At 75.7% G+C, this 25931-nt stretch carries 15 protein-coding genes and 3 pseudogenes; 4 read left to right on the forward strand and 14 right to left on the reverse strand.

Going from position 1 to position 25931, the window contains the following annotated elements; translation table 11 throughout:
• Positions 1-48: 48 nt before the first annotated feature.
• From ACIBEC_RS01810 to ACIBEC_RS01865, 12 genes and pseudogenes are all read right to left on the reverse strand, one after another.
• Positions 49-501: a MarR family transcriptional regulator gene (locus tag ACIBEC_RS01810; protein WP_360490339.1), complete on the reverse strand. Its 453-nt coding sequence runs from the start codon at positions 499-501 to the stop codon at positions 49-51.
• A 103-nt stretch (positions 502-604) separates the two neighbouring features.
• A complete protein-coding gene (locus ACIBEC_RS01815) occupies positions 605-2557 on the reverse strand; it encodes a hypothetical protein (protein WP_360490341.1) in 1953 nt (650 codons plus the stop codon).
• Entirely contained in the window at positions 2554-6246 is a 3693-nt protein-coding gene (locus ACIBEC_RS01820; protein ID WP_360490343.1) for a DUF5682 family protein, read from the reverse strand. Before ACIBEC_RS01820 ends, ACIBEC_RS01815 begins: the two co-directional genes overlap by 4 nt.
• 4 nt (positions 6247-6250) lie before the next feature.
• Entirely contained in the window at positions 6251-7399 is a 1149-nt protein-coding gene (locus ACIBEC_RS01825) for an AAA family ATPase (RefSeq protein WP_360490345.1), read from the reverse strand.
• Positions 7396-12552 carry a hypothetical protein gene (locus tag ACIBEC_RS01830; RefSeq protein WP_360490347.1) on the reverse strand — a complete coding sequence of 1719 codons (5157 nt, stop codon included), beginning with the start codon at positions 12550-12552 and terminating at the stop codon, positions 7396-7398. Before ACIBEC_RS01830 ends, ACIBEC_RS01825 begins: the two co-directional genes overlap by 4 nt.
• Positions 12549-13406: a DUF4132 domain-containing protein gene (locus tag ACIBEC_RS01835; RefSeq protein ID WP_396287661.1), complete on the reverse strand. Its 858-nt coding sequence runs from the start codon at positions 13404-13406 to the stop codon at positions 12549-12551. Before ACIBEC_RS01835 ends, ACIBEC_RS01830 begins: the two co-directional genes overlap by 4 nt.
• A gap of 148 nt (positions 13407-13554) precedes the next feature.
• Positions 13555-13731, reverse strand: a pseudogene (locus ACIBEC_RS01840) (phosphopantetheine-binding protein); the annotation flags it as partial.
• A gap of 70 nt (positions 13732-13801) precedes the next feature.
• Positions 13802-15459: pseudogene (locus ACIBEC_RS01845) on the reverse strand ((2,3-dihydroxybenzoyl)adenylate synthase).
• Positions 15456-16667 carry an isochorismate synthase gene (locus tag ACIBEC_RS01850; protein WP_396287662.1) on the reverse strand — a complete coding sequence of 404 codons (1212 nt, stop codon included), beginning with the start codon at positions 16665-16667 and terminating at the stop codon, positions 15456-15458. Before ACIBEC_RS01850 ends, ACIBEC_RS01845 begins: the two are co-directional and overlap by 4 nt.
• 177 nt (positions 16668-16844) lie before the next feature.
• A pseudogene (locus ACIBEC_RS01855) lies at positions 16845-17589 on the reverse strand (2,3-dihydro-2,3-dihydroxybenzoate dehydrogenase).
• Positions 17590-17819: 230 nt separating this feature from the next.
• A complete protein-coding gene (locus ACIBEC_RS01860) occupies positions 17820-18347 on the reverse strand; it encodes a GNAT family N-acetyltransferase (protein WP_360490349.1) in 528 nt (175 codons plus the stop codon).
• 19 nt (positions 18348-18366) lie between these two features.
• On the reverse strand, positions 18367-19518 hold the full coding sequence (locus tag ACIBEC_RS01865) for a CapA family protein (RefSeq protein WP_360490351.1): 1152 nt from the start codon (positions 19516-19518) through the stop codon (positions 18367-18369).
• Positions 19519-19761: 243 nt separating this feature from the next.
• On the opposite strand from ACIBEC_RS01865, the gene ACIBEC_RS01870 reads away from it, so the two are divergent.
• The 4 genes from ACIBEC_RS01870 to ACIBEC_RS01885 all read left to right on the forward strand — a co-directional run bounded on the left by ACIBEC_RS01870 (position 19762) and on the right by ACIBEC_RS01885 (position 23634).
• Positions 19762-20265, forward strand: coding sequence for a dsRBD fold-containing protein (locus ACIBEC_RS01870; RefSeq protein WP_360490353.1), 504 nt, complete (start codon positions 19762-19764; stop codon positions 20263-20265).
• 179 nt (positions 20266-20444) lie between these two features.
• Positions 20445-21704, forward strand: coding sequence for a M48 family metalloprotease (locus ACIBEC_RS01875; RefSeq protein WP_360490355.1), 1260 nt, complete (start codon positions 20445-20447; stop codon positions 21702-21704).
• A 30-nt stretch (positions 21705-21734) separates the two neighbouring features.
• Positions 21735-22157: a MarR family winged helix-turn-helix transcriptional regulator gene (locus ACIBEC_RS01880; RefSeq protein ID WP_030238344.1), complete on the forward strand. Its 423-nt coding sequence runs from the start codon at positions 21735-21737 to the stop codon at positions 22155-22157.
• A 205-nt stretch (positions 22158-22362) separates the two neighbouring features.
• Positions 22363-23634: a PP2C family protein-serine/threonine phosphatase gene (locus ACIBEC_RS01885; protein WP_396287663.1), complete on the forward strand. Its 1272-nt coding sequence runs from the start codon at positions 22363-22365 to the stop codon at positions 23632-23634.
• 109 nt (positions 23635-23743) lie between these two features.
• Here ACIBEC_RS01885 and ACIBEC_RS01890 read toward each other — a convergent pair whose 3' ends face one another.
• Both ACIBEC_RS01890 and ACIBEC_RS01895 read right to left on the reverse strand, forming a co-directional pair.
• Positions 23744-25159 carry an ABC transporter substrate-binding protein gene (locus ACIBEC_RS01890; RefSeq protein ID WP_360490357.1) on the reverse strand — a complete coding sequence of 472 codons (1416 nt, stop codon included), beginning with the start codon at positions 25157-25159 and terminating at the stop codon, positions 23744-23746.
• Positions 25150-25728, reverse strand: coding sequence for a hypothetical protein (locus ACIBEC_RS01895; RefSeq protein ID WP_360490359.1), 579 nt, complete (start codon positions 25726-25728; stop codon positions 25150-25152). Before ACIBEC_RS01895 ends, ACIBEC_RS01890 begins: the two co-directional genes overlap by 10 nt.
• Between the last annotated feature and the right edge of the window lie 203 nt (positions 25729-25931).

A 25931-nucleotide genomic window follows, 5' to 3' on the forward strand; every position in this document is an offset into this window, starting at 1 on the left:
GCCGGCAGGCGCGGCTGACCGTCGAGCCGGCCGGGCCAAGCTACGCGGTCAGGCGTGCGCCGGGTCGAGCTCGGCGAGCGAGTCGACCAGCGGGGCAAGCTCGGGGATCTCGGTGGCCTGGGCCAGCGTCGCCTCCAGGGCGGCGTCGTGCACCGGCCGGGCGGTCGCCAGTAGGTCGCGGCCGTCCTGCGTCAGCTCCGTGTAGATGCCGCGCCGGTCGTCCGCACAGAGGTAGCGGCTCAGCAGGCCCCGGTCCTCCAGGCGGCTCACCAGCCGGGTGGTCGCGCTGCTGCTCAGTGCCGCCGCGCGGGCCAGCTGCTGCATCCGCATGTGCCAGCCGTCCTGGCGCGAGAGCGCGTCCAGCACCGTGTACTCGACCACCGAGAGCTTGCACTCGGCCTGGAGTGCCTTCTCCAGCGCGGCGTCGATCATTCCGTGCAGCGCGGCGAGCGTGCGCCAGCCACGGGCCCGGACCTCGGCCGCGTCGTCGCGGATCCCCATGGCGCGCCGTCCTTTCCGCTGCACCGCGTGTTCGGTGCCTCCTCACGACAAGTATGCCAGTCGGCGCGGATTACCGGTCCTTGCAAATAGTTCGACTTATGGCTCACCCCTCCCCGGTCCAGGCCGCCGAGCAGAACGCCGTGGCCAGCTCCTCGGTGTACCAGGCGGCCGCCAGCCAGGCCCCGGCGAAGGCGTCGTGGTCGTCCGCCACGATCCGGCCGAACACGTCGCGCCGCTGGGCCGTCGCGGCGGCCCGCAGGCCGTCCAGCAGCTCGGCGGCGGTGGCCAGCCCGGCAACGCGCAGCAGGCCCCGGTCGGCCGCCGCCGTGGCCCCGCTCGGGGCGAGGGCGTGCCGACCAGTGGTGACCGTCTGCTCCACCCGGCGGCCGAGCACGTGCACCGGCGGACCGTACGGCGTGCGGAGCTCCGGGCTTTCGGCCGGTTCTTCGGGCGCCGCTTCCGGGGGCGTGAGGTCGGCGGTCTGGAGGCGTTCGAGGCCGAGGTTGACCCGGCCCGCCCGGTCGGCTTGAACCAGCGGGTTCGGGGCCTGCGGGCCGGGGGCCTGCGGGTCCGGCGCCTGCGGGGGCGTGCCGATCGCGAGCAGGCGCAGCTCCGGGCGGTCCGCGCGCTCCAGTCGGCCGACCATGCGCAGCCGCAGGCCGGGCACGGTGGCGAGCAGCGCGAGGTTCGCCCGGAAGGGCAGGTCGGGGTGCTCGTGCGGCGCGCGCAGGGCGATCACCGGGCCGTCCGCCGTGCACCGCGCCAGCAGCTGCGACGCCCCGCCCGGGCCGGTGGGGGCCGTGCCCAGCAGTGTGACGTCCAGGAAGAGCAGGTCGCTCCCGGCGGGTCGGCTCTCGTACGGCAGGTCCTGGGCCGCGAGCGCCCGCGCCACCTGGACGGCCACCGGTTCGGCCCAGAGCCGGGCCGCCGGCTCCGCCGTCCACGCGGCGCCCGCCGCGCGGACCGCCCGGACGGTGGCACCGGCCCCCAGCCGCCCGGCGGCGGACCGGGTCGCGCCCTGGACGGCCAGCCCGGCGCGGCTGAACTCGCGGACGCTGAGCGCGGTGTCGCCCAGCCGGACCGTCCGGTTGCCCGCCCCGACCGCCTGCGGGGCGGCGGCCGCCGCGTCGTCGTACGGCATGACCTCGGCGATCGTGCTGAGGCGCCCGTCGGCGTCCACCGCCCAGCTGACCGCGCCCGCGTGGGTCGCCGTCAGCACCGGTTCGGCGAACAGCCCGTAGAGCCGCAGGCCGCCCTCCCCCCGGTAGCTCTGGCGCGCGGTGCCGCGCAGCTCGGCGACCGGGCCGGTGCCGGCGGCCAGGGCGGTGGTGAGGCCGAGCAGCTCGCGCAGGCCGGCCACCAGGTCCGCCAGCCGGTGGTCGGGCGCACCGGACCGGGCCGACCGGACCCGGGTCACGACGGCGACGGCCACCGCGGCCGGGCGGTGCAGGCCCGCGAGCCGGGCCCGGTGGGCGGCGCGCAGCAGTTCGGCCTGGGAGACGGCGCCCGCGCCGCTCACCCCGGCGGCGAGGACGGCGGCCGCGGCCCGGTGGAGGTGGCGGGCGGCATCGAGTTCGGGGGCGGTGAGAGCGGTGGGGGCGGTGGGACCGGTGGCGGGCGTGGTGGCCGCCGGTCCCGTCGGCGCCTGGGGTGCCCCCGGCGGCGCCTCGGCCGCTGCCACCCGCGATGCCGTTTCGGCCGGCTCCGTCGCGCCAGTCGGCTCCGGCGACTCCGGCGGCTCCGGCTCCGTGGCCTCGGCGAGCGGGCAGAGGCTGACGGCCGCCGCCCGGTGCACGCAGGCCGGGGCGAGGAGGCAGCCGCAGCGGACGCCCGCCTGGTCGGCGACCGTCCCGCCCGGGGCGTGCAGGACGAGCACCGTCTCCTCGTCCACCTCCACCCGCCACTCGTCACCCTCACGGGCCACCGGACGCTCCGCCAGCTTCGCCGCCGCGCCGTCCAGCCGCTTCTGCAGCCGGGCGCTCAGCCCGGCCACCACCTCGGCGACCACCTCGGGCCGCACGCCCGGCCACTCGTTCGTCCGCGCCGTCACACTCATCGCACCTTCTCCCCCACCCAGCGGGCCAGTTCCAGCGGGCTCAACGCCGCCACGGGCATACCGGCCGCGACCAGTCGGCCCGCGACCGCCTTCGAGTAGCGGGCCGTCCCGGTGTCGTCCAGCGCCGCGCAGCCCAGCAGGTGCACGCCGGAGTCCACCAACGCCCGGGTCTGGGCCAGCAGCCCGGAGACCGGCCCGCCCTCCTCGAAGTCGCTGACCACCGCGACCAGCGTGCGGGACGGCACCGTCACCAGCTCCCGCGCGTAGCGCAGGCCGCTCGCGATGCTGGTGCCGCCGCCGATCCGCACTTCCAGCAGCAGGCTCAGCGGATCCTCCACGCGCTCCGTGAGGTCGACGACCTCGGTGGAGAACGCGACGAAGTGGGTGCTCAGCGAGGGCACCCCGGCCAGGATCGAGGCTGTGAGCGCCGCCCAGACCGTGGAGGCCTCCATCGACCCGGAGACGTCCACGACCAGGATCAGCCGCCAGTCGTTGGCCTGCCGCGCCCTGGTCCGGAACACCGGGCGCTCGGGCACGATCAGGGTGCCGCCCCCCGGCGCGGGACGGGCGGTGGCCAGGTTGGCCCGGATGGTCCGGTCCAGGTCCAGCCCGCCACCCGGACGGCGGGACGGGCGCGGCACCGCGATCCCGGTCAGCGCCGGGCGCAGCCTGGTCGCCAGCTCCCGGGTCAGCTCGTCCACCAGGCGCCGCACCAGCGGGCGCAGCCGCGCCAGCCGAGCCTCGGGCAGGCCGCCCGCGTGCTCCAGGACGGTGCGCAGCAGGTCGACGGACGGGCGGACGGCGGACGGGTCGATCGCCGCCAGGACGTCGGTGCGGCCCTGCGCGACGGCGGCGGCCAGCACCTCCTCCCGCAGGCCCGGGCCGAACAGCGACTCCAGCTCCTCGGCCCACTCCCGCACCCCGGGGTAGGGGGCCTCGCGGCCGCCCCGGCTCCCCACGCCGGGACCGGAGCCCTCGCCGTGCCCGCTGCCGTACAACTCGTCCAGGGCGGTGGCGAGTCGGGCGCCGCGGCCGCTCAGGCGGCCGTTGCCGGGGCGGCCGAGGAGCAGCCGCCAGCGCTCGGCGGGCGCGAGGGTGTGGTGGGCCCGGTCCGCCGCGGCGACGTGCTCGGGGCCAAGCTGTGACGCCGGGGCCGGATCGGAGGCCGGATCGGGAGCCGGATCGGGGGCTGCCGGTGCCGGCGCCGGTGGCAGCAGGCCGCGGCGGGCCAGCGCGGCGCGGGCCGCGAGGTCCGCCCGCACCCAGCCGGCGAGCACGGCGGGGCCGGCCTCCTCGGGCAGCGCGGTGAGCCGGGTGCCCAGGTGTTCCTCGACCAGGGCCAGCAACCGGTCACGGGCGGCCGGACTGAGCGTGTCGAAGCCGCCGCGCAGCGCGGGCAGCCGGTCCAGGAAGGCATCGTCGGGCAGCGAGGTGACCCGCTCCAGCACCGGCGCGAGCGCCTCCGGGGCGGAGTCGAACAGTCCCTCCGCCGCCGTCAGCAACCCGACCAGCGCCCGCCCGAGCGCGTGCCGCGCCTCCGGACCGGTCGCCCCGTCCACCCACGAGGCCACCCGAGCGCCCAGCACCCCGGCCGCCTCCTGCCCGAGCAGCACCCGCACCGCCCCGGCCGCACCCCGCACCAACGGACTCCCCCGCTCGGCGAGTTCGGCCAGCGCGTATGACGGCCGCACCCCACCCAGCCGATCCGCGCGCCGCGCCAACTCCACCAGCGCCCGGGCGTCCTGCGGATCGTCCGACCCGCCCAGCCCCTCCAACTGCCGCACAGCGGCAACCGTCAGGACCTCCCCGGCGGCCGCCAACGGCCCGGCGGGGGAGGACGGAGAAGAAGAGGAGGGGGAGGAGGCGCCGGACGCCGGGGCGCCCGAGGTAGGTGAGGCCGGTGAGGCAGGTGAGGCAATGTCCTGACCACCGGGCGCGGCTGGCGCCTCCTCCTCGCTGGGCGCCTTGTTCTCCCCGCTCTGGGGGCAGCCCGGGAAGTGGCCGGCGGCGAGGCGGTCGAGAAGGGAGAGGGCGTCGAGGAGATCGGGGAGGGTGGCTGAGGCAGGGAGGGTGGTGGTGAGTTGGGCGAGGCGGGTGTCGGTGAGGGCGGGGAGGGCGCAGGAGGCGGCGGCGGTGAGGCCGTCGATGATCTCGCGCGCAGTGGGGTCGGCGGTGAGGCGGGTTCGCAGGGCGCCCTCGGCGGCCTGGGCGGGGGTGACGCCTCGGGTGCCGGCGACCGTGAGCATGGCGGCGGCGGCGGGTGTCCAGTGGAGGCGCCAGCGGGTGCCGAGGGTTTCGGTGCCGCCGGCGCCGGTGGTGGGGACGGGGTCGGCGTAGGGGACGTCGCAGGCGGTGAGGCGGTGGAGGAGGATCTCGCGGCGGCGGTCGAGAGGGCTGCGCAGCGGGTCGAGGCGCAGGTCGCGGGGGCCGGGGTCGGCGGGGCCGGGGAGGCCGAGGTCGGCGAGGAGGGTCTCGACGGCCGGGGCGAGTCCGCTGCGCGGGGCGGCGGGGCTGGGGCGGCCGGTGCGGGTGCCGATCAGGACCTGTTCGAGGGCGTGGGCGACGGCCCGGCCGCGGCCGAGGGGTTCGCCCTGGGCGAGGACGGTCTGGACGGCTTCGACCAGTTCACCGCGGCCGGGGACGGCGTGGCCGCGCAGCCGGGCAAGGTCGCCGGCCAGGCGGACGATCTCGCGGGCGTCGGCCGGGCCGCTGGGGTGGTCCTGGCTGCGCAGGGCGGCGCAGATCCGGACGGCGGTGGTGGTGAGCGCCTCGGCGAGCCGTTCGGGGTCGCCGCCGGCATCGAGGACGGTGTGCTGCCACTCCGGGTCGCGGATGCCCGCCGGGTAGCCGGAGCGGGCGTCGAGCAGCGGGTAGGTGTACGGGATCAGGGAGAGGACATGGCCGGGGTCGTCCGGGTGCGGCGGCTCCTCGGTGGCGATCGGGCCGTCCAGCAGGGCGGGGGCGTGGAAGGCGCCGACCACGGCGGCGATCCGGCGCCCGCCGGCCGAGGCGGCCTGGATGCGGTCCCGCATCCAGGCCTCGCGGCGCAGGTCGTACGGGTCGACGCCGGGGCCGGTCTCGGCGTCGTGGCGCAGTGCCCAGCCGACGAGCAGGGCGGCGCGCCGGACGGCTTCCGGGGAGGAGCCGGGGACGGCAGTCTCGACCAGCCGGTCCCACAGGTCCTCGTCGGTGTCCCGGCCGGTGAGGCGGTGGCGCAGCGCGTCGGCGACGCCGGAGGCGTCCGGCGCCCCGCCGATGCGCCGTCCTTCGCCGGCCCGGGTGGTGCGGTGGGCGAGCGGTAGGTCGCAGGCGATGGCCTCCACGCCGTTGCGCCGGGCCCACCGCAGGGCGGCGAGCTCCGGGGAGAAGTCGGCGAACGGGTAGAAGGCGGGCCCGCCCGCCTCGTCGGGTCCGGCCGGGGCGGCGGCGAGGGCGACCGGGGCTTCGGTCGCCTCGTCCGCGAGTGGGCCGAGCCAGGGCTGGAACTCGGCGGGCAGTTCGACCAGCACCGCCTCCGGTCGGGCGGCGTCGAGCAGCGCGGGGACGACCGCGCTGAGGGACGGCGCGTGGTGGCGCACGCCGATCAGGTAGGGCCCGGGGCGGCCGGCGCCGGAGGCCGCCAGCCGGTCGGCCTCGGTCCGGACCGTACGGTCCGCGTCGTCCGGGACGGGGGTCACCGCGCTGCTCATCGGCTCAGGCCTCCAGCGCCGAGCGGAGGTCCCACAGGGTGCGCCAGGTGGCGGCACCCTGTTCGGCGCGGCGGCGGACCGGGCCGTCCCAGTAGCCGAGCAGGCGGGCCGCGTCGGCGGGGTCGTCCTTGCGGACCACGCCGAGGAGCTGGCCGGGGAGGCGGCCGAGCAGGTCGCCGCCGTCGGGCAGGTAGGCGGCGGTGACGCCGAGCGCGGTGGCGACGGAGACCGCCTCGGCGGTGCTCATCACGGTGGACGGGCGTTCGACGTCCCAGCCCTCGGTGGAGCGGCCGGTGCGCAGGTCACGGAAGGCGGTGATCAGGGCTTCCAGGACGGCGTCGTCGACCGCGTAGGCGGCGCCGGCCCGGGCGACGGCGACGGTGGACTGGCGGCGGACCAGGTCGACCTCGGCGGCGAGGCTGCCGATCGGGCCGACCGTCTCGAAGTTGAACCGCCGTTTGAGGGCCGCGGACATCTCGCTGACGCCCTTGTCCCGCAGGTTGGCGGTGGCGATCAGGGTGAAGCCGGCGGCGGCGTGCAGCTGCCCGTCCGGGGTGCCCGCCAACTCGGGTACGGCGACGCGCCGTTCGGAGAGCAGGGAGACCAGGGCGTCCTGCACCTCGGGCAGACAGCGGGTCACCTCCTCGACCCGGGCGACCGCCCCGGTGGTCATCGCGGTGAGCACCGGGGAGGGGACGAGGGCCTCGCGGCTGGGGCCCTGGGCGAGCAGCAGGGCGTAGTTCCAGCCGTACTTGAGCTGGTCCTCGGTGGTGCCGGCGGTGCCCTGGACGGTGAGCGCGCTGGTGCCGCAGACGGCGGCGGCGAGCAGTTCGGAGAGCATCGACTTGGCGGTGCCGGGCTCGCCGACGAGCAGCAGGCCGCGCTCCCCGGCGAGGGTGACGACGCAGCGTTCGACCAGGGCGCGCTCGCCGACGAACTTGGGCTCGATGACCAGGCTCCTGCGCCCGGCCTTGCGCTTCTCGCCGTCGCTGCCCATCACGAAGGTGACGACGGCGCGCGGTGTGAGGTGCCAGCCGGGCGGGCGCGGGCCGCTGTCGTGTGCGGCGAGGAACTCCAGTTCGGCGGCGTACTTCTCCTCGGGCGGGACGATCTGCCGCTCCGCGGGCATGGGTACGGAGGTGGTGGTACTCATCGGCGGGCCTTCCTGCGCTTGCTGGTCTGGAGCTCTTCGTAACCGGGGGCGTCGCCGTCGAGGGTGCGCTGCCAGGCCCGGGCGAACAGCTCGGGGACGGGCAGGTGCGCCAGCACGGGCCGGTGGGTGGGCAGTTCGTACAGGGCGGCCTTCCAGGTCTCGGCCGGCAGGGCCGGGGACTTGGCCTCCTGCCAGCCGCCGGGCAGGAAGAGGCCGCGGCCGGCCCGGGACCGCTTGGCCTCCAGCACCAGGTCGGTGGCGGCGAGTTCGGCGCGGGCCCGCTTCAGCCGGGCGGGCTTCCAGCCCGTCCAGCGGGCGACGTTGCGGTCGGTCGGATCGGGCAGGGCGAGCAGTTGGAGGTAGAGCGCGGCTGCGTCCTCGCCGAGGCCGTGGGTGCGGGATACCTCGGCGACCAGCTCGGGGGCGGACAGCTGCGGGTTCTGCAACCAGGCCGGGCCGTCGCCGACGGCCGTCACGGCGGAGGCGGCGGCGGAGGCGGCGGAATCAGCACAGGCGGCGGAGGCGGCCAGGCGCTCCGGTTCGCCGCGCAGCACGGCCGCGATGGCGGCCCGCTCGGTGCCGAACCAGTAGCTGCTGGAGAGGCCGTCGAGCAGTTCGAGCAGCGGGTCGTCCGGGCCGGCCAGGGCGGCCGGGCGCAGCCAGACCCGCTCGTACTCCTCGTGGTACGGGGTGAGGACCAGCGCCGGGCCGCAGCGGACCAGACCGTCCGGGTCGGCGCCGCCCTCGGCGGGCAGGCCGAAATGGGTGCGCAGGACGGCGGCCAGCGAGGTGCCCTTGGGGGTGCGGACGAGGTCGAGGTCGAGGAGCAGCTCGGGGTCGGCCAGGCGCTCGCGCAGCGCGGTGGCGGCCCGGGGCAGCAGCGCGCGCAGCGGGCTGTCGGCGGGCAGGTGGTAGGCGAGCCAGCGGATGGCGTCGATGGTGGAGTCCAGCGCGCCGGATCCGGGCACGGCGGACGGGTCCTCGGGGACCAGCTGGGAGGTGCCCTGGTCGTTGTCGTTGCGCCGGAAGCCGGTGGTGCGGGTCAGCCACGGGGTGTGGGCGGGGTTGAGCACCGCCTCGATGGTGCCGATGGACACGCCCTGGACGGTGGCCTGGGCCTCCTCGGGGAGGGTGACGAGCCGTCCGAAGCGGCGGATCCAGGCCTCGGCCCCGGCGGCGAGGTCGGGGCCGTCGGTCCACAGCGTCTTCGGGTCGGCAGGCAGCAGCGCCCTCCACACGTCGGCGATGCCGGCGTGGTCGTGTCCGCGCAGCCAGCTCTGGGCGGCCCTGACCTCGGCGGGCTTGAAGCCGTACTCGGCGGGCACCTCGGCGTTGCCCCAGTGGAGCAGGCCCGGGGGCGGGCTGATCAGCAGGGTGGCGCGGGTGGTGCCGATGCCGGTGAGTTCGGAGAAGGCGGCGGCGCGGGCGGCGTCCCACGGGACGCTGCGGCGCAGGGCGGCGACCCGCCGGAACGTGGCGGTCCAGGCGGCGGAGAGCCGTTCCTCGGTGCCGCGCTCCTCGACGGTGGTGAAGTGCGCGACGGGGCCGAACTCCCCGCTCGGGTCGTGGTCGACGGCGAGCCAGTGCACCGTGCCGTCGGAGAACTGGCGCCGGTGGCCGAGGATGACGACGGTGCGGTCGCCGTGCCGTAGCACCTCGCCCTGGCGGTGGCTGGTGGGCCGGTCGCTCGTGGTGCGCTGCGCCGGCTCGGCGAGGACGATCTCGCGCAGGGTGGCGCCGCGGTCGGCGAGCGGGCCCTTGGTGAGTTCGCCGAGCAGCAGGACCAGCGTGGAGCGGTGGGCCGGCTTGGTGAGCGGGGCGGCCACGGCGTGGGCCAGGGCGTCGACCCGGCCGAGCAGGTGCAGCCAGCCGTGGTTGGCGTCGCCGCCGTGCAGGGTGACGCTCGCCGGGGTGGTCCAGCCCTCGTCACTCGCGCCGTTCGCGGCAGGCGGGGCGGGCGGGGCGGGTGCGGCGGGCGGGGCGGCGAGGACGGCGCTGACGGTGCGCAGGTTGTTGAGCACCCAGCAGCGGTCGGAGGTGCCCCAGCCGTTGCCGAAGCCGCCGATCTCGGGCAGGACGGCGCGGACGGCGTCGCGCAGTTCGTCGTCCCGGCCGTGCTCGGGCCGCCATTCGGCGGCCTCCGCCTTGCCGGGGCGCTCGGCCTCCGGCTGCGGGACGAACCGGGCGACCCGGTCCAGCAGGTCGGCGGCGGCGCGGGCGAATCCGGCGACGCCGGCGAGCAGGAGCGGATGGGCGATCCCGGGCAGGGCGGCGCCGACCGCCTCGACCGGCAGAGTGGTGCGGGCCTCGCCCCGCTGGGCGAGCGGGCGCCGGACACCCTGGACGGTCAGCCAGCGCTGTTCGTCCGCCGGGACGGGCTCGGCGTCGACGGGCCAGGCGAGGTCGATCAGGTGGGCGGCCTGCTCCGTGGTCAGGCCGCGCAGGGTGCGGGATCCGGCCTCGTCGCGGGGCCGCAGGGCGTGCCAGTGGTCGTACGGCGGGACGAGGACGGTGCCGGCGGCGGAGAGCTCGCCCGACCGGCAACTGCGCAGGTCGGCAGTGCGGTCCGCGCGGTCGGCGAGGTCGGGCAGGTTGAGGGAGAGGTGTTCGCCGCCCGGGCGGCTGACCACCGGGCGGCCCTCGCCGGGCAGGGCGAGCCGGCCGACCGGGACGATGTCCGGCTCACGCCGCCCGTCCAGCGGCAGGACGATGCGCTGCCCGTCGGCCGTGAAGGTGGTGACGGCGCGGCCGGGCTCGCTGCGGACCCAGCTGCCGAGCACGGTGCCGTCGGTGCCGAGCGGGGTCTGCTCCAGGCCGGGCTGCAGCGGCAGCAGCCGGGTGCTGCCTTCGGCGAGCCGGCCGGCCGCGGCGGTGGCGGCGATCACGGGCGGCTCGGCGGCGCGGCCCAGGGTGCCGGTGGCCGGGTCGAGTTCGCGCAGGACGGGGCCGTCGGCGCCGTGGCGCAGCGTCCAGTAGCCGGTGCCGTCGCCGAGGACGGGGTGTTCGTTGGGCATCCGGGTGTCGCCGGGGTGCAGCGGGCGCTCGCCGGTGGTGCGGCCGCCGCCGGGCAGCGGCAGGGACGGCACCTCCGGGAACCGCTCGCCGTAGTGGTAGCCGGCGATGGTGCTGCCTTCGAGTTCGAAGGTCTGCTCCGGGCGGCCGGACCAGTACGCCGTCTGCTTGCCGTCCTCGTACCAGACGACGAGGAGTTCGCCGTCGACCAGGCGCAGCCGGGGGCGGTTCCAGTTCTCCGGCAGCTTGGGCAGGCGCAGGGTGTGGTCCAGCAGGATGCCCTGCGGGCCGACCACGACGGCCCGGTCGAGGCGGGCGAGGATCAGGTACGGCCAGGCGTCCTCGACGATCAGGCCGCTCAGGCCCAGGGTGCGCAGGCCGGGGGCGGTGGTCGGCGGGGCGTCGGCGGCGGGCGGGTCGGCCAGCTTGGCGAGCGCCTCCTCCAGGGCGGGCCAGCCGAGTTCGTCCAGGATGCCGGCGCCGAGGGCCCGGGCGAGCAGGCCGGTGACGTCGAGTGCGGCGATCTTCTCGGCGGCGGCCGGGGCGACCGTGCGGATGGCGGTGCGGTGCTGGCTCAGCGAGCGGACCAGGTCGGCGGCGCCGGCCAGGCCGCGGGCGGCCGTCACCTCCTCGGCGCAGGCCTCGGCCCACTCCGCGAACAGCTCGTTCAGCAGCGGCAGCACGGCCGCCTGGCGCTTGACGGCCGTCTCCCAGGCGGCCGGGGTGGCGCGGCGCAGCATCGGCCGGTAGCGGGCGTCGGCGGCGAGGGCGGTGAGGCCGGCGCTGTCGGGGCCGGCCTGCCCGACCCAGTCGCGCAGGTCGAAGCCGCGGTCGGCCGGCGGGTCGGCCACGGGGACGCCCGCGGCCAGCAGGAGGTCCAGCAGGTCGAGTCGGGTGTGGCTCGCCTGGACGCCGGTGAAGAGGTCGACCGGGACGGCGTCGGCGCGCAGCCGCTCGACCATCCGGCCGGCCAGAGCGAGGGTGGCCGGGCAGCTGGGCCGGGTGCGCCAGCCGCGGCCGAGGTGGTGGCACCAGCGCTGGAGCCAGGCGGCGGCGGGCTCGGCGCCCTCGGGGCGGGGGCCGGTGAGCTGTTCCTCGGCGCCGGTCGCGGCGAGGACCGCCAGCCAGGCGGTGTCGTGCGGGGCGGAGTCGGCGGCGGCCGGGTCGGGCAGCAGCTCCAGCAGGCGGACCCGGATCCGCGCGTCGGCCTTGCCCAGCTCGACCAGCGCGCCGTGCCAGGACTTCCAGAACGCGGCGGGCGCCCGGTTGACCGCCGGGGAAGCCAACAGCTCGGCGAGCAGCGCCCGTTCGTGCTCGGCACGGTCGAGCCCGGCGGCCCGGATCAGCGCGCGGGCATCCTCGGCGACCCCGGCGTACGGGGCCATGCCGGCCGCGGAGCGCTCGGTGCACAGCTGGCGGAAGCGCTGCCAGGCGGTCAGCGGGTCGAGCCGCCGGGCGAGCTCCTTGACGTACTGGCGCAGGGACTTGACGGTGAGCGCGCCGGCCAGCGCGAACTCCAGGAAGACGGCGCGCAGCCGCTCCTCGTCCACCGTCAGGCCGTGGGTGCGCTCGGCGTCGCGGGCCTTGCCGAACCAGGCGGCGGCGTAGGTCTGGTTGCCGTGGCCGAGGAAGATCCGGCCGACCTCCTCGCAGAAGGTGGGCAGGAAGTGCGGGACGGCGCGGCCGAGGCGGGTGGCGAGCTCGTCGAAGCCGTCCTTGGCAGCGCCGGGCTTGGAGGTGGCCTGGCGGGCCAGCCGCTCCATCTCCTTGACCAGGGCGAGCGCGTGGTGGCCGTTGGCCGGGTCGTGGACCAGTGCCCAGGCGGGGAAGCCGAGCGCCTCCTGGCGGACCTGGCCGACCTCGGCGGGCTCGGCGTCGGGCGTCAGGCCGAGGAAGTCGAGGGCGAGGTCCTCGGCCTGCCCGAGCGCGCCGGGGACCAGCCGGACGATCCGGCGGCCGTCGAGCGCAGGGTGGGTGTAGGCGCGGGCGGTGAGCACGTCGGCGGCGCTGTCGGGGCGGCCGGCGTCGGCCAGGGTGCCGGGCGGCAGCACGGCGCCGGCGTCGAGCAGGGCTTCGGGACGTCCCTCGTGCGAGGCGGTCGTGGCCGAGCCGGTGGTGGTGTTCGGGCCGGTGGCGGTCATGCGGCGTCCTCCCCTTCGATCGTGCGGCCGGCGTACAGGGCGGCGGCCATCCGCATGCCCTCGGACCAGGCGACCGGCCCGACCTCGGTGAGCGGCAGGGCCCGGCCGTCGGGGCCCGCCCAGCTGAGCGCTCCGGTCTCGCAGGCGTCGTACTCGTAGTAGTCGCCGACCCAGACCCGGGCCTCGACGGTGCGCCCGCCCTCGGTGACCGGCTGGACGGCGGAGCCGCCGCGGATCCGGCAGCCGAGCCGGGTGCAGCGGCCGGCCAGCTCGCGCAGCTCGCGGTAGCGGCCGCCGGCGTAGGTGGTGACCTCGGTGCCGCCCGGGAGCTCCGCCGGCCGGTGCCAGACCTCGCGGTAGAGCTGCTGGACGCGCTGGGAGACGCCGAGTTCGACGGCGAACTCGCGCAGCTCGTCGAGGTCCTCGAGGAGGACGGGGTGGGGTATCAGGACCTCGCCGTCGGTGAGGCGGACGGTGTCGCCGTCCAGGTCGACCAGGCCGAGGCCGCGCTCGGCGTCCGCGCCGCGCAGGAAGCCGGCGACCGTGCCGTCCGCGCCGGTGACCACCAGGTCGCGCAGCACGGCCTGCCAGGCCTCGTCCGGCCACACGGCGGTGATCACCGCGGCGGGCACCGGCAGCGAGCGCACCATCCAGCGCTCGACGTCGTCCCGGCAGCTGCGCTCGTGCGCGGACAGCCACTCGGCGAGCTGCTTGAGCTGGGTGACCACCGGGTCGTCACCGAGCTTCGACGGAACGGACTTGAGATCGCGGCCCGCCGCGTTGCGGCACACCACCCGGCCCTCCCCGTCGAGCGCGACGCGGTACCCTCCCGCGCCCGTCTCCACCCATGCCACGGCCGTACTCCTCCCACCCGGGGACCACCCGGGAACCACGTCTCGATCGCCCTGCTGACCAGCGATGGGAGGAACGTAGCGAGGCCCACTGACAACGGGACGGGCGGGGTGGAGACGGCCGGGGCGCAGGGATCCGAAACCGCTCGAACGGGTGATCGATCAGGCGAAGGGGGCGAGCCCGGACGCCCTCCGCCCGCCAGCGCTCGGCGAGCGTCATCAGGCGGATGGAGTCCAGCCCCCAGTCGACCAGGTTCTCGTCCAGCGGGATGTCCGCCGGGTCCTCGCCGAGGAGGTCGGCGACCTCGGCCCGGATCCGCTCCACCATGAAGCCCACGCCTGTCACTTCCTGTCCACCTCTTCCGTTCCTTAGCAGCTAGACAGCAACGGGACGGAAATCAACTGGCGGTCAGGGAGGCCGCGATGGCCGCGCGCAGGTCCTTCTTGCTGACCTTCCCGATGCCGGTGGCCGGGAAGGCCTCGACGAACTCCACCCGGTCCGGCACCTTGTAGTCGGCCAGCCCGAGCTGCCGCACGAACCACTTCAACTCGACCCCCTTCGGCGGCTGTTCGCGGTGTTCGGAGCGGAGCACCACGTACGCGCAGGTGCGCTCGCCCAGGTAGGGGTCGGGCATCGACACCACCGCGGCGTCGTGCACGGCGGGGTGCGCGAGCAGGTGGTTCTCGATCTCCTCGGCGGCGACCTTCTCGCCGCCCCGGTTGATCTGGCCCTTGGCCCGCCCCTCGACCACCAGATGGCCGGTCGGGGTCCGCCGGACCAGGTCACCGGTGCGGTAGAAGCCGTCGGCCGTGAAGGAGTTCGCGTTGCGCTCGGGCGCGTTCCAGTAGCCGCGGATGGTGTACGGGCCGCGCGTCAGCAGGTGGCCGGTGGCGCCCTCGGGCAGGTCCCGGTCGTGGTCGTCGACCACCCGGACCTCGTCGTCGGGGGAGATCGGACGGCCCTGGGTGGTGGTGATCAGCTCCTCCGGGTCGTCCAGCCGGGTGTAGTTGACCAGCCCCTCGGCCATCCCGAACACCTGCTGGAGCGTGCATCCCAGCACCGGCCGCACCCTGCGGGCCGCCTCCGTGCTGAACTTGGCACCGCCGACCAGCAGCACCTCCAGGCTCTCGTACCCCCGGGCGCCGCGCTCGGCGGCGTCCAGCCAGAGCAGCGCGAGCGGCGGCACCAGCCCGGTGATGGTCACGCCCTCGCGTTCGATCAGCGGGAAGGCGGCCTCCGGACCGGGCTGCGGGCAGAGCACCACCCGCCCGCCCGCGTACAGCGTGCCGAGGGAATCCGGCGAGCTGATCGGGAAGTTGTGGGCGGCGGGCAGCGCGCACAGGTACACCCTGTCCGTGTCGAGCGCGCACAGCTCGACCGAGCCGCGCAGCGAGTAGATGTAGTCGTCGTGGGTGCGCGGGATCAGCTTCGGCACGCCGGTGCTGCCGCCGGAGAGCTACAGGAAGGCGACGTCCGCCGGCTCGGGTTCACTCGAGGCCCGGGCCCGTCGCAGGGCACGTCCGCCAGCCGGACGTGTTCCCCCGCGTCCTCGCCGGCCACCAGCACCAGCCGCAGCGCGGGGTTCTCCGCCCTTACCCGGGAGGCGAGTTCACGGGAGTCGAAGCCGCCTTCGAGGGCCGGAACGACGTACGCCGCCGCGCCGGTGAAGGAGCAGAAGTACCCGATCTCGGTGTACCGGTGCGCGGGCAACGCGAAGACCGGCAGCGCGCCGATCCGGAACAGCGCGAAGACCACCTCGAAGAACTCGGCGGCGTTGGGCGGTTGGACCACCACGCGGTCCCCGGCCCGGATCCCTCGGGCGAGCAGCCCGGCGGCCATCCGGTCGGCCCGGCGGTCGAGTTCGGCGTACGTCCAGCGCCGCTCCGTCGCCGCCGTCGGGTGTCCGCCCGGGTCGACGACGGCGATCCGCTCGCCGTGCGCGGCGGCGCGCTCGCGCAGCATCCGCCCGAAGGTCTCGCCGCGCCAGTACCCGGCCGCCCGGTAGCGCTCGGCGAACTCGGCGGGGTACGGGGTGACCCCCTCCGGCGGCGTCACCGGGACACCCCCGCGGCGTCCAGGAAGGTCCGTAACTTGGCTCTGTTCTCGGCGAGTTCGGCCTCCGGGCGGGACCGGTCGACCACCCCGGCACCGGCGTACACCCGCAGCGTCCGCTCGTCCGCCTCCGCGCACCGGATGGTGACCACCCACTCGCCGTCGCCCGTCGCGTCGCCCCAGCCGACCATGCCGGCGCACAGGCCGCGGTCGAAGAGCTCGACCTCGCCGATCACCCGGCGCGCGACGTCCGTCGGGGTGCCGCAGACGGCCGGGGTCGGGTGCAGCGCGCAGGCCAGCTCCAGGGCGGAGACCGCCGGGTCGGCCAGCTCGCCGCGGATCGTGGTCGCCAGGTGCCACATCGCGGCCGTCCGCACCAGGGTGGGCCGTTCGGGCACCTCCAGGGTGCGGCAGTACGGCGCCAGCGCCTCACGGATGGCGTCCACCACCACGGCGTGCTCGTGCAGGTCCTTGGGCGACTCCAGCAGCGCGGCGGCGCGCCGGACCTCCTCGCCGAGGTCCCCGCTGCGCGGCACCGAGCCGGCCAGCGGGTTGGCCAGCACCGCCGTTCCCCGCCGGGAGAGCAGGAGTTCGGGGCTGGCGCCGATCAGGGTCCGCCCACCGCCGGCCGGGACGGCGAAGGTGTAGCCGCCCGGGTCGCGGCGGGCCAGCCGCTGCAGGACGGCGGGCAGGTCGAGCGGATCGGCGGCGCTCAGCTCCAGCGTCCGGGCCGGCACCACCTTGCTCAACTCCCCGCCGCGCAGCCGCTCGACGGCCGCCGCGACACCCGCGCCGTACGCCTCCGGCTCGGGCACCGGGCGGATCCGCCAGTCGACCCGCTCGGCCGGCGGCGCGGGCAGCGCGATCAGCGGGTCGTCACGCAGCGCCCCTGCGGTCCGGACCCGCTCGGGCACGGCGAGCTCGACCCGGCTGTCCCGGTCGAACGCCACCGCGCCGACCACCAGCGGCCGTTCACCCCCGGCGCGCCCGGCCTCGGCCAGCGTCTCGGCGACCCGCACGGGCAGCGGCCGCCCGTCCTGCGGCACCCGGGCGCGCACGCCGGAGGTGAGCAGGGTGCGCGTCGGCGAGGCGAAGAACGCCTCGTCGGAGGCGGCCCGGTACTGGCCGAGCAGTCCGCTGGCCGCGTCGATGACGGCATGGTCGGGGCCGTCGGCGCGGGGGGCCGCCGGGGCGTGGGGCACCGTGGTCACGGTGGATTCTCCAGCCTGGGACGGGTGTACGGGGAGATCGCGGGGTCTACGGGGAGCCGGCAGGTCTTCAGGGCCGGCGGGTCTTCAGGGGCCGGCAGGTCTGCGGCGAGCAATCGAGGTGCGGAGGGGGAGCGGAACTGCTCGGAGGCGGCGGTTCCGCCGGAACCGGGGGGCGCCTCAGGCACGCAGGGTCGCGCCGCCGTCGACATACAGGTCGTGCATGGTGATGTGCCGCGCCCGGTCGGATGCCAGGAACACCACGGCTTCGGCGATGTCGGCGGGGGCGGCGCTCCGCCCGAGCGGGATGCCGACCCGCCAGGCACCCAAGTCGCCCTCGATCACCCGCTGTTCGGCTGCGGCGGCGTCCTCGCCCCACAGTGCGCGCTGCATCTCGGTGTCGGTCGACCCGGGCGACACGACGTTGCACCGCACCCCGGACCGGGCGAGTTCCAGTCCCAGGCAGCGGGTGAACATGGTGGCCGCGGCCTTGGACGCCGCATAGGCGGCCATCCCGGCCCTCGGCACCCCGGCGGCGTTGGACCCGACGGTCACAATGCCCCCGCACCCCCGCCGCGCCATCCGCCGCCAGAGAGCACGACCGGCGTGGAAGACGCCGGTGGTGTTCACGGCGAAGGTGTCCGCCCAGTCGGCGTCGGTGAGTTCGACGACCGGCGCGGTACGCAGGATGCCCGCGACGTTCACGAGCGTGGCGATCGGTCCGCGTTGACGCTCGATCAACTCGACCGCTTCATCGATGGCTTGGCCATCGGACATGTCCAGGACGTACGGTCTGACAGCCGGAAGCTCCGCCGCCAGGGTGCCGAGCGGACCGGCACGGCGATCCAGCGCCGCGACGACGGCCCCCGGCGACCAGCGCTCGCACCACGGCCGCGCCGATGCCCTGTCCGGCCCCGGTCACCATCGCGACGGTACCGGCGAATTCGGACTGCTGCTACACAGGGCATCCCCTCCGATCAGCAAGGTTAGGTAAGCCTAACCTAACACAACAGTTCGCCTACCGAGATCCTGTGCGACCGTCAAATCGCCCGTCCGCCGACCGCCGCACACACAGAGAGACGAGACGACCCGTCTCGCCATCCGAACGTAGGCCGCCCCGGCGTCCGCGGCAGCCGTCGACCCGTGGCGGTGGGACTACCGCTCGGCCGGGCGGTGGTAGAGCCAGTCGAAGCCGTCGCACCCCTCCCCGTCCAGGTGCTCGGCGCGCCGCAGGCCGGCCCGCAGGGCCACGCGCTGGGAGGCGAGGTTGGCCGGACGGATGCGGGCGATCAGCGGCAGGTCGGGCACGGCGGCGCCCGACCAGGCCACCACGGCAGTGGCGGCCTCGCTCGCCAGGCCGCGACCCCAGGCGGCGGGGGCGAAGCGGTAGAAGAGGTTGAGGACCGGCAGGCCGGCGAGTTCCATCGGCTTCACTCCGCAGAAGCCGAGCACCGTCGGGGAGTCGAGCTCACGGACCGTCCAGTAACCGAAGCCGCGGTGCTCCCACAGCGCGTCCCAGCGACCGTACAGTTCCTCGGCCTCGGCCCGGGTGGCGAGTGCGTCCGAGGGGTTGTGGAGGCAGGCGGCCGGGTCGCTGTGGACGGCGAGGATCGCGTCGGTGTCGGCCTCGGACGGGCGCCGCAGCGAAAGCCGAAGGGTCGTCAGTTCCCGGTGTCCGGTCATCAGGCCATCGTAGGCAGCCTCACTGCGACCCTGCGGGGTCCGCCGGAGCCTTCGGCGCCGGGGAGAGTCCCGTGCAGCCGCGCAGGCCGTCGCGGCGCTTGAGGGCGGCCTCGGCGGCGGCGCCGGTGACCGGCTCCGGGATGCCCTTGTCGTCGATGGTGGCCGGGGCGAAGGCCTCGCCGGTCACCTTGCCGTCGGCGGTGAGGGTGAGGGTGGTGACGCCGGTCTCGTTGGAGTTCGGGTAGTCGGAGGTGCCGTACCAGAGGAAGTTGCCGAAGCCGTACCCGACGTAGGTGTTGCCGAGCATGCCCGAGCCGACCATGGTGTGCGCGTGCGTGCCGACCACGGCGGTGGCGCCGGCGGTGGCGAGCTTCTTGGCGACGGCGGTCTGTGCGGCGGTCGGGCAGGCCTTGCCCTCCTCGCCCCAGTGCAGGTAGACGAGCACGACCGGGGCCTGCTGCTTCGCCCCCTCCACCGCCTTGACAAGCGCCGGGACGTCCAGCGCGGAGGCGATGCCCGGCTTGTTCGCGCCGGCCCGCCACTTCTGGTTGGTGAGGTCCTCGACCTGGCTGGCGGCGACCACGGCGACCTTCACCCCGCGCACGGTGGTGACGTACGGGGCGTACGCCTGCTTGGCGTCGCGGCCGACGCCGACGACCGGGATCGGTGAGGAGTCCTTGGCTGCGAGCGTGTCGGCGAGGCCGTCGGCGCCGAAGTCCACGGCGTGGTTGTTGGCCATCGAGACGACGTCGACGCCCGAGTCCTTGAGCACCGAGAGCGCCTTGGGCGAGGTGCGGAAGGTATACAGCTTGGGCTCCGGGGCGCCGCGCCCGGTGATCGCGGTCTCCAGGTTGAGGACGGACAGGTCGGCGTCGGCGAGGTTGCGGGAAATCGGGCCGAGCGCCGGCTCGGGCGGTTGGACGGCCAGCCGGGGTTCGGTGCGGCCCTCGAAGTGGACGTCCCCGGCGAAGGCGACCGTGATGGTGCCGTCGGGCCGGGGCGCGGCGCTCTTGCTCGGGGCCGCGCCGGAGGACGGGGTGCCGGGCGTCGGGGACGTGGCCGCCGGGGCGGGGGCGGCGCCCGTCGGGGCGGGGGCGGGGTCGTCCGGCCCACAGGCGGTGACGGCGGTCAGCCCGACGAGCAGCGCGACGGCGGCCGCGACACGGCGCATGAGTGGTTCCCCCCGAGGACGACGCAAGAGCGGTCAGCCTACGCCACCGAATCACCACCGCTTGAGCCCGCACCCGCAACATTCCGGCCACAAAAGGGCACCGGCGGCGCCACTCCTGGCCCGCCCGTCCCCATCACCCCACCCGTCCCGGCCACCGTGTCCCTGGCGCGGCGGCGGGGAGGGCGCGCAGCGTGGTGGTACGGGAGGACCGGTCCCGCGCCGGAGGTCCGGAGGTGTGACGTGATGGGCAGCAACACGGCCAGTGACATGGGCAGCGGCATGAGCGGTGACCCGGGCAGCAGCATGGGCAGCGGCATGGGCGGTGACCTGGGCGACCCCAGAGGCATCGAGCCGGTCGGCGGCCCCGGCCGCGACCACCCCTCCCCCGGCCGGGAACGCCGGATCGTGGACGCGACGGCCGAGACGGATCCAGCGGCCGACGCGGATCCAGCGGCCGACGCGGATCCTGCGGTCGAAGCGGATACAGCCGCCGAGCGGGCCGTCCGCACCAAGGACTGGCAGCTCAGCCTGCACCTCGTCGAGGACCGGGACACCACCCGGGTGCACGCCGTCCTGGACGCCGACGGCACCGTCCTGCACAGCGACGCCGCCTCCCGCCGCAACCCCCGCGACACGCCGGCACCGCAGGTCGGTGACGAGTTCGCGGTCGGCCGCGCCCTGGTCGACCTCGGCCACCAGCTGCTGCGCGCCGGCGTCCACGGCGCCACCGGTCCCACGGACGAGTGAGAGGCGCCGAAGCCGCCGCACGGCGAAGGAGTGCGCGTCCCCGGAATCGTGCCCACCGGAGGAGTGCGCCCACGAACCCCACCCGCCGGAGGAGTGCGCACCACCCGTCCGGGTACGCCATGCTGAACCGCGACACCCGACCGGAAGAGCCGGACGACCGGAAGAGCCGCACCCCGCCCATGGACACCACCCCCGACCGCCCGCCCGTCCCGGGCCCCGACGCGGACCCGCCGGCCGCCCCCGGCGCATCCCCTGACTGCACCGCCGACTTCACCCCCGCCGAGCGCGCCCGGGGCCGCGCCCTGCGCCGCGCCCAGCTGCCGTGGGCGCTGGGGGGCCGGCTGGCGGGCCTGGCGCTGACCCTGCTGCTCGGCCTCACCCCGGCCGGTGCCGACCTGGTCACCGCCGTCGGCCGCTGGTTCGGCGGCTCCCGGACGGCCACCGTCCTGGTCGGCGCGGCGGCCCTGGTGGTCCTCGGCCAGGTGCTGCAGCTGCCGTTCGGCGCGCGGGTGCGATCCGTCCGGGCCCGGTACGGGCTGGTGACGCAGGGGTGGGCCGGCTGGGCGCTGGACTCCTTGCGCGGCCTCGCGCTCACCCTCCTCCTGTTCCTTCCGCTCGTTCTCGGGCTGTTCGCGCTGACCGCCTGGTCGCCGCAGCGCTGGTGGCTGCCGGCAGCGGGCGGCGCGGCGCTGCTGACGGCCGTCCTCTCCTTCCTCCACCCGCTGCTGATCGAGCCGGTGTTCAACCGTTTCACCCCGATGCCGCCGGGCGAGCTTCGGACCGCGCTGTCGGCGCTGGCCGAGCGGGACGACGTGCGGGTACGGGACGTCCTGGTGGCGGACGCCTCGCGCCGGACCACCGCGCTCAACGCGTACGTCTCCGGGTTCGGCGCGACCCGCCGGATCGTCGTGTACGACACGCTGCTGACCACCGCCGAGCCGCGGGAGGTGGAGTTGGTGGTCGCGCACGAGCTGGGCCACGTCAAACACCGGGACGTGCCGGTGGGCACGGCGCTGGCCGCTGTCGGGGCGGCCGTCGCGGTCGCCGTCCTCGGTCTGCTGGGTGCCTGGCGGCCGCTGCTGGACGCCGCCGGGGCGAGCGACGCGGCGGACCCCCGGGCGCTGCCGCTGCTGGCGGCGCTGGCGGCTCTGCTGGGTGTGCTGTCGGGGCCGACACAGTGCGCGGTGAGCCGCCGGATCGAGGCCCGCGCGGACCGGCACGCGCTCGAACTGACCGGTGATGCCGAGCAGTTCGTGGCGATGCAGCGCAGACTTGCACTGGCGAACGTCTCCGATGTCGACCCGCCGAGGCTGCTTGAGCTACTGTTCGCCACTCACCCGAGTGCGACCCGCCGGATCGCCGCCGCCCGCGCCTGGCAGGCCGCTCGAGAACGGTCGGCACCGGGACGTCGCGCGACCCCAGGCGAATCCGTTGTATAGTGCAACAAATCTCGAGGAGATAGGAACGCCGTGCCCGGCCGCCAGTCGTCCATCGACACCATCCAGCGCGAGCTGACCGCCTTCGCCCGCCGCGCCCGGCACAAGGCCTCCCAGCTGCACCCCGACCTCTCCCTGGTCACGTACAGCATCCTCGACCTGATCACCGAGCGCGGCGGCTGCCGGGCCGCCGACGTGGCCGCGCACTTCATGCTCGACAAGTCCACCGTCAGCCGCCAGGTCACCGCCCTGGAGAAGCTCGGCCTGCTGGCCCGCGAGGCCGACCCGGACGACCAGCGCGGCCAGATCCTGCGCGCCACCGAGGCCGGACTGACCCTGCTGCGGGACGCCAACGAGCAGCGCCGCCTGGCCTTCACCACGCGCTTCACCGACTGGTCCGACGAGGACGTCGCCCGCTTCGCCGCCTACCTGGCCCGCTACGGCGAAGAAGGCTGACGAAGCGGCCTACCCGGCCCGCTACGGCGAACCGGGCCGGCGGGGCGACCCACCCGGCCCGCTACGGCGAAAGGGCCGGAGGAGCGCCCGCAGCGGACGACGGAGTGCCCTCAGCGGCCGGACGAGCGCTCCCAGCCGCCGACGGCGGCGGCCCGACAGCCGTCTCGGGGTGCGCCCCGCCGCCCCCACGGTGTACAGAGGAGAGGTGCCCTTCCGGCAGCGTCCCGATGCGCCGCACCCGCCGCGCGCGCCGCATACCACCGACCGCCGCCGCGCCTGGCGGCCCGACCGCCGGGTGCTGACGGCGCTGACGCTCGCGCTGATCGTGCTGATCACCGTCGTCGACATCCTCTCCCCGCCGGACATCCACCTCGGCCCGCTGCTGATCGTTGCCCCCGCCCTCACCGCCTCCTTCGCAGGCCCCCGGGCCACCGCCGGGGTCGCCCTGCTCGCGCTCGCCGCGCTGACCGCCATCGGCTCCGTCCGCGACAGCCTGACCAGCGCCAACATCGAGACCCAGCTGAGCGCGCAGATCGTCGTCTCCGCGCTGATCGTCGGCCTGCGGGTGCTGCGCGAACGACACGAGCGGGAACTGGCCCGGGTCCGTTCGGTGTCCGAGGCCGCCCAGCGGGTACTGCTGCGCCCGCTCCCGGAGCGGATCGGGCCGCTGCACCTGGCCTCCGTCTACCTGGCCGCCGAGGCCGAGGCGCAGGTCGGCGGCGACCTGTACGCGGCCGCCCGGACCGCCACCGGCACCCGGCTGCTGGTCGGGGACGTGCGCGGCAAGGGGCTGTCCTCGCTCGGCGACGCCGCCCTGCTGCTCGGTGCCTTCCGTGCCGCCGCCCACCTGCACGCCGAGCTGCCCGACCTGGCCGCCTACCTGGACGGCAGCGTCAGCTGGGACCTCGCCCAGCTCGCCGAACAGTCCCGGCAGGCACGGCAGGCGCAGCAGGAGCGACGCGCCCTGCCCCGGGCGTCGCCCCGCGATGTCCCCGAGGAGGGCTACCAGTCCGGCGAGGCCGGCGAGTCCTTCATCACCGCCGTCCTGCTGGACATCCCCGACGACGGCTCCCCGGTCCGCCTGATCGACTGCGGCCACCCGCCCCCACTGCTGCTGCGCCCCGAGGGCATCACCACCCTCGCCGCCCACCACCCCGCCCCGCCCCTGGGCCTCGGCGAGCTCGCCCCCGTGCGGTACGAGGTCGAGACCTTCCCGTTCCGCCCCGGCGACCGGCTGCTGATCTACACCGACGGCGTGATCGAGGCCCGCGACGCCCAGCGGCGCTTCTACCCGCTCACCGAGCGCGTCACCGCCTGGCACGCCGACCGCCCCACCGCGCTGCTCCACCGCCTCCGCCGCGACCTGCTCGCCCACGTCGGCGGCCGTCTCGACGACGACGCGGCCATGGTCGTGGTCGAGCGGCTCCCGGACCGCGGTCGTACGGAGCCCGGTTCCGGAGCTCCTGCCCCCGGATGACCAGGCCCGGTCCTTCCCGCCGTTCACCTTCTTCAGGTGCCGGCAGCCCGGCGTGATTCACCTTCTTCAGGCGCCGGCAGCCCGGCGTGATCGCGGTCGGCCGGCAGTCCTACGGCTTGTAGGGCAGCTGTGGCACGTCGAAGCAGTTCGTCGTCATCGACGGCACCTGGGTGACCCAGCCGCCCCGCCCGCCCTGTGCCGAGTCCTGCCAGCGGGCGGCGTTCAGGCAGGCCCGGGTCGGGCCGGCGGGCGGCGGCTGCGGGACGAAGGAGGCGGGCAGGATCAGGCCGTGCGCGTCGTACGGCTCGGCGCGGTTCATGAACGCCTCGACGCAGGAGCGGGTCGGCGCGGCGCCGCAGGAGTCCAGCGCGTCGGTCAGCCACTGCGCGCCCGCCCAGCCCTCCAGCTCCCAGGCGGACAACTGCCCCGCCCGGTCCGGGTAGTAGCGGGCCATCGCGGTACGGAAGTCGCGCACCGCCGGGTACTGCTCGTCCTCGTAGTTCAGGCTCGACGAGGTCGCCCAGAGCGCGTTGCGGCAGTTCGGCGAGGACTGGTAGTCGCTTCGCACCGACTCCGACCAGTTCTGCACGTTGGTGACCTTCGCCGCGACCGTCACCCCGGACTCGTCCAGCGCCCGGCACAGCGCCGCGTTGCCCCGGGTGTCCATGGCGTCGAACAGCAGTTGCGAGCCGTCGGCGCGCACGGCCGCGGCCACCGCCTGGAAGTTCGGCAGCGCGAAGTCCACCGTCTGCAGCAACACCCGGTAGCCCTCCGCCTCCAGCCCGGCCTTCAGCTGTCCGGCGTAGCGGGCCGAGTCGGCCTGGTTGTACGCGACCACGGCTGCGCTGCCCGCGCCCAGGCGCTGCTTGAAGAAACGGAACACCTCGGTGCTCTGGTAGAGCGTCCCGTTCCAGCCGACCGACCGCCCGTCGCGCGGCGCCCCACTGCCGTAGATCCCGTACAGGTGCGGCCAGCGGTCGTACGCGGTGCCGATCGGCTGGCCGCCGACGTCCGGCACCGCATTGCCGCTCACGTACGGTGCGCCCGCGTAGTCGAGGACGCTGCCGCTGACGAAGGCGAACACGTGCGCCTGGTCGATCAGCCGGTGCACGCAGTCCTGGTTGCCGACACCGCTGCCACCGTCGTCGCAGGTCACCAGCCGGACGGTGCGACCGTGCAGGCCGCCGCGGTCGTTCAGGGCCTGGAAGAACGCCTGGGCGCCGTACCGGGGACCGCTGAACACCTCGCTGCCGACCGGGCTGGTGAGCGAGGTGACGACGCCGATCCGGATCTCGCCGGCCGTGACCCCGGTGTCGGAGGCGGGATTGGTGCTCCCGCTGCCCCCGGTCGCCCCGGGCGTGGCGGTGGCACGGGCGGTGAAGGCGCCGTCGGGCAGCCGGGTGCCGCAGCCGCCCAACGGCGCGAACAGGAGGAGGGCAAGGGCCGCCGCCGACACGACACGGCCGGGCCGCCGGCGCGCGAACGCGTCGACGGCCCGGCATCGCGAGGGGGTGGTCAGCTGCATCCGGGGATCGGGGTGCCGCTGGCGCCGCCGGCCTGGGTCAGCAGACCGCACAGGGTCGAACGGGACACCTTCCAGGTGCCGTTCTCCAGGACGGCCTGGCCGGACGCGCTCGGCTCGACCACCGTGCCCTGGAGGGACAGCGAGTAGGAGACGGCCGCGTCGGAGGCGTCGGTGAACGCCACGTCAGTGACCTTCGCCTGCACCTGGCCGACCCTCGGGTCCTGCGAGAATCCCTGCAACGCTGGCAGTAGCACGTCGCCGCCCTGGAGCAGCTTGGCCTTGTCGGGGATTGGCGTGTTGGGGTCGAAGAACTTCTCCCAGTTGGCGGTGATCTCCGCCTCGGCGGCGGCCGGATCGGCGGGGGCGGTGCCGGTGGCGCTCGCGGAAGCGGTGGCGGTCGCGCTCGGGCTGATGCTCGCGCTCGCGCTCGCCGGGGAGGAGGCCGAGGAACCGGACTTGCTGCTGCTGCACGCGGCCGCCGTGCCCGCCAGCATCAGGGCGAGCAGCGCGCTCGCCGCCCGCAGGGCCCGGCCGCCGCCCGTGGAGGTGCCGCTTCGCGTCACGTGCATGGTGTTCCCTCTCGCCTGCGCCGCCCGGGCCGCTTCTCGGTGGTCCCGGATGCTGTTCCAGGCCGATCCTGGAAACGTCTCAAGTGACACCATGAAGGCGGATCCATGAACGAATCGCAATCTGACGGAGAAATCACCCGTAATGCCCCAAGGAGTTCCCCCTTCCGAGGCGGAGCATTCCAGGGCGGAGCGTTCCGGGGCGG

This window comes from Kitasatospora sp. NPDC051164, from assembly GCF_044455625.1.
Classification (GTDB): domain Bacteria; phylum Actinomycetota; class Actinomycetes; order Streptomycetales; family Streptomycetaceae; genus Kitasatospora.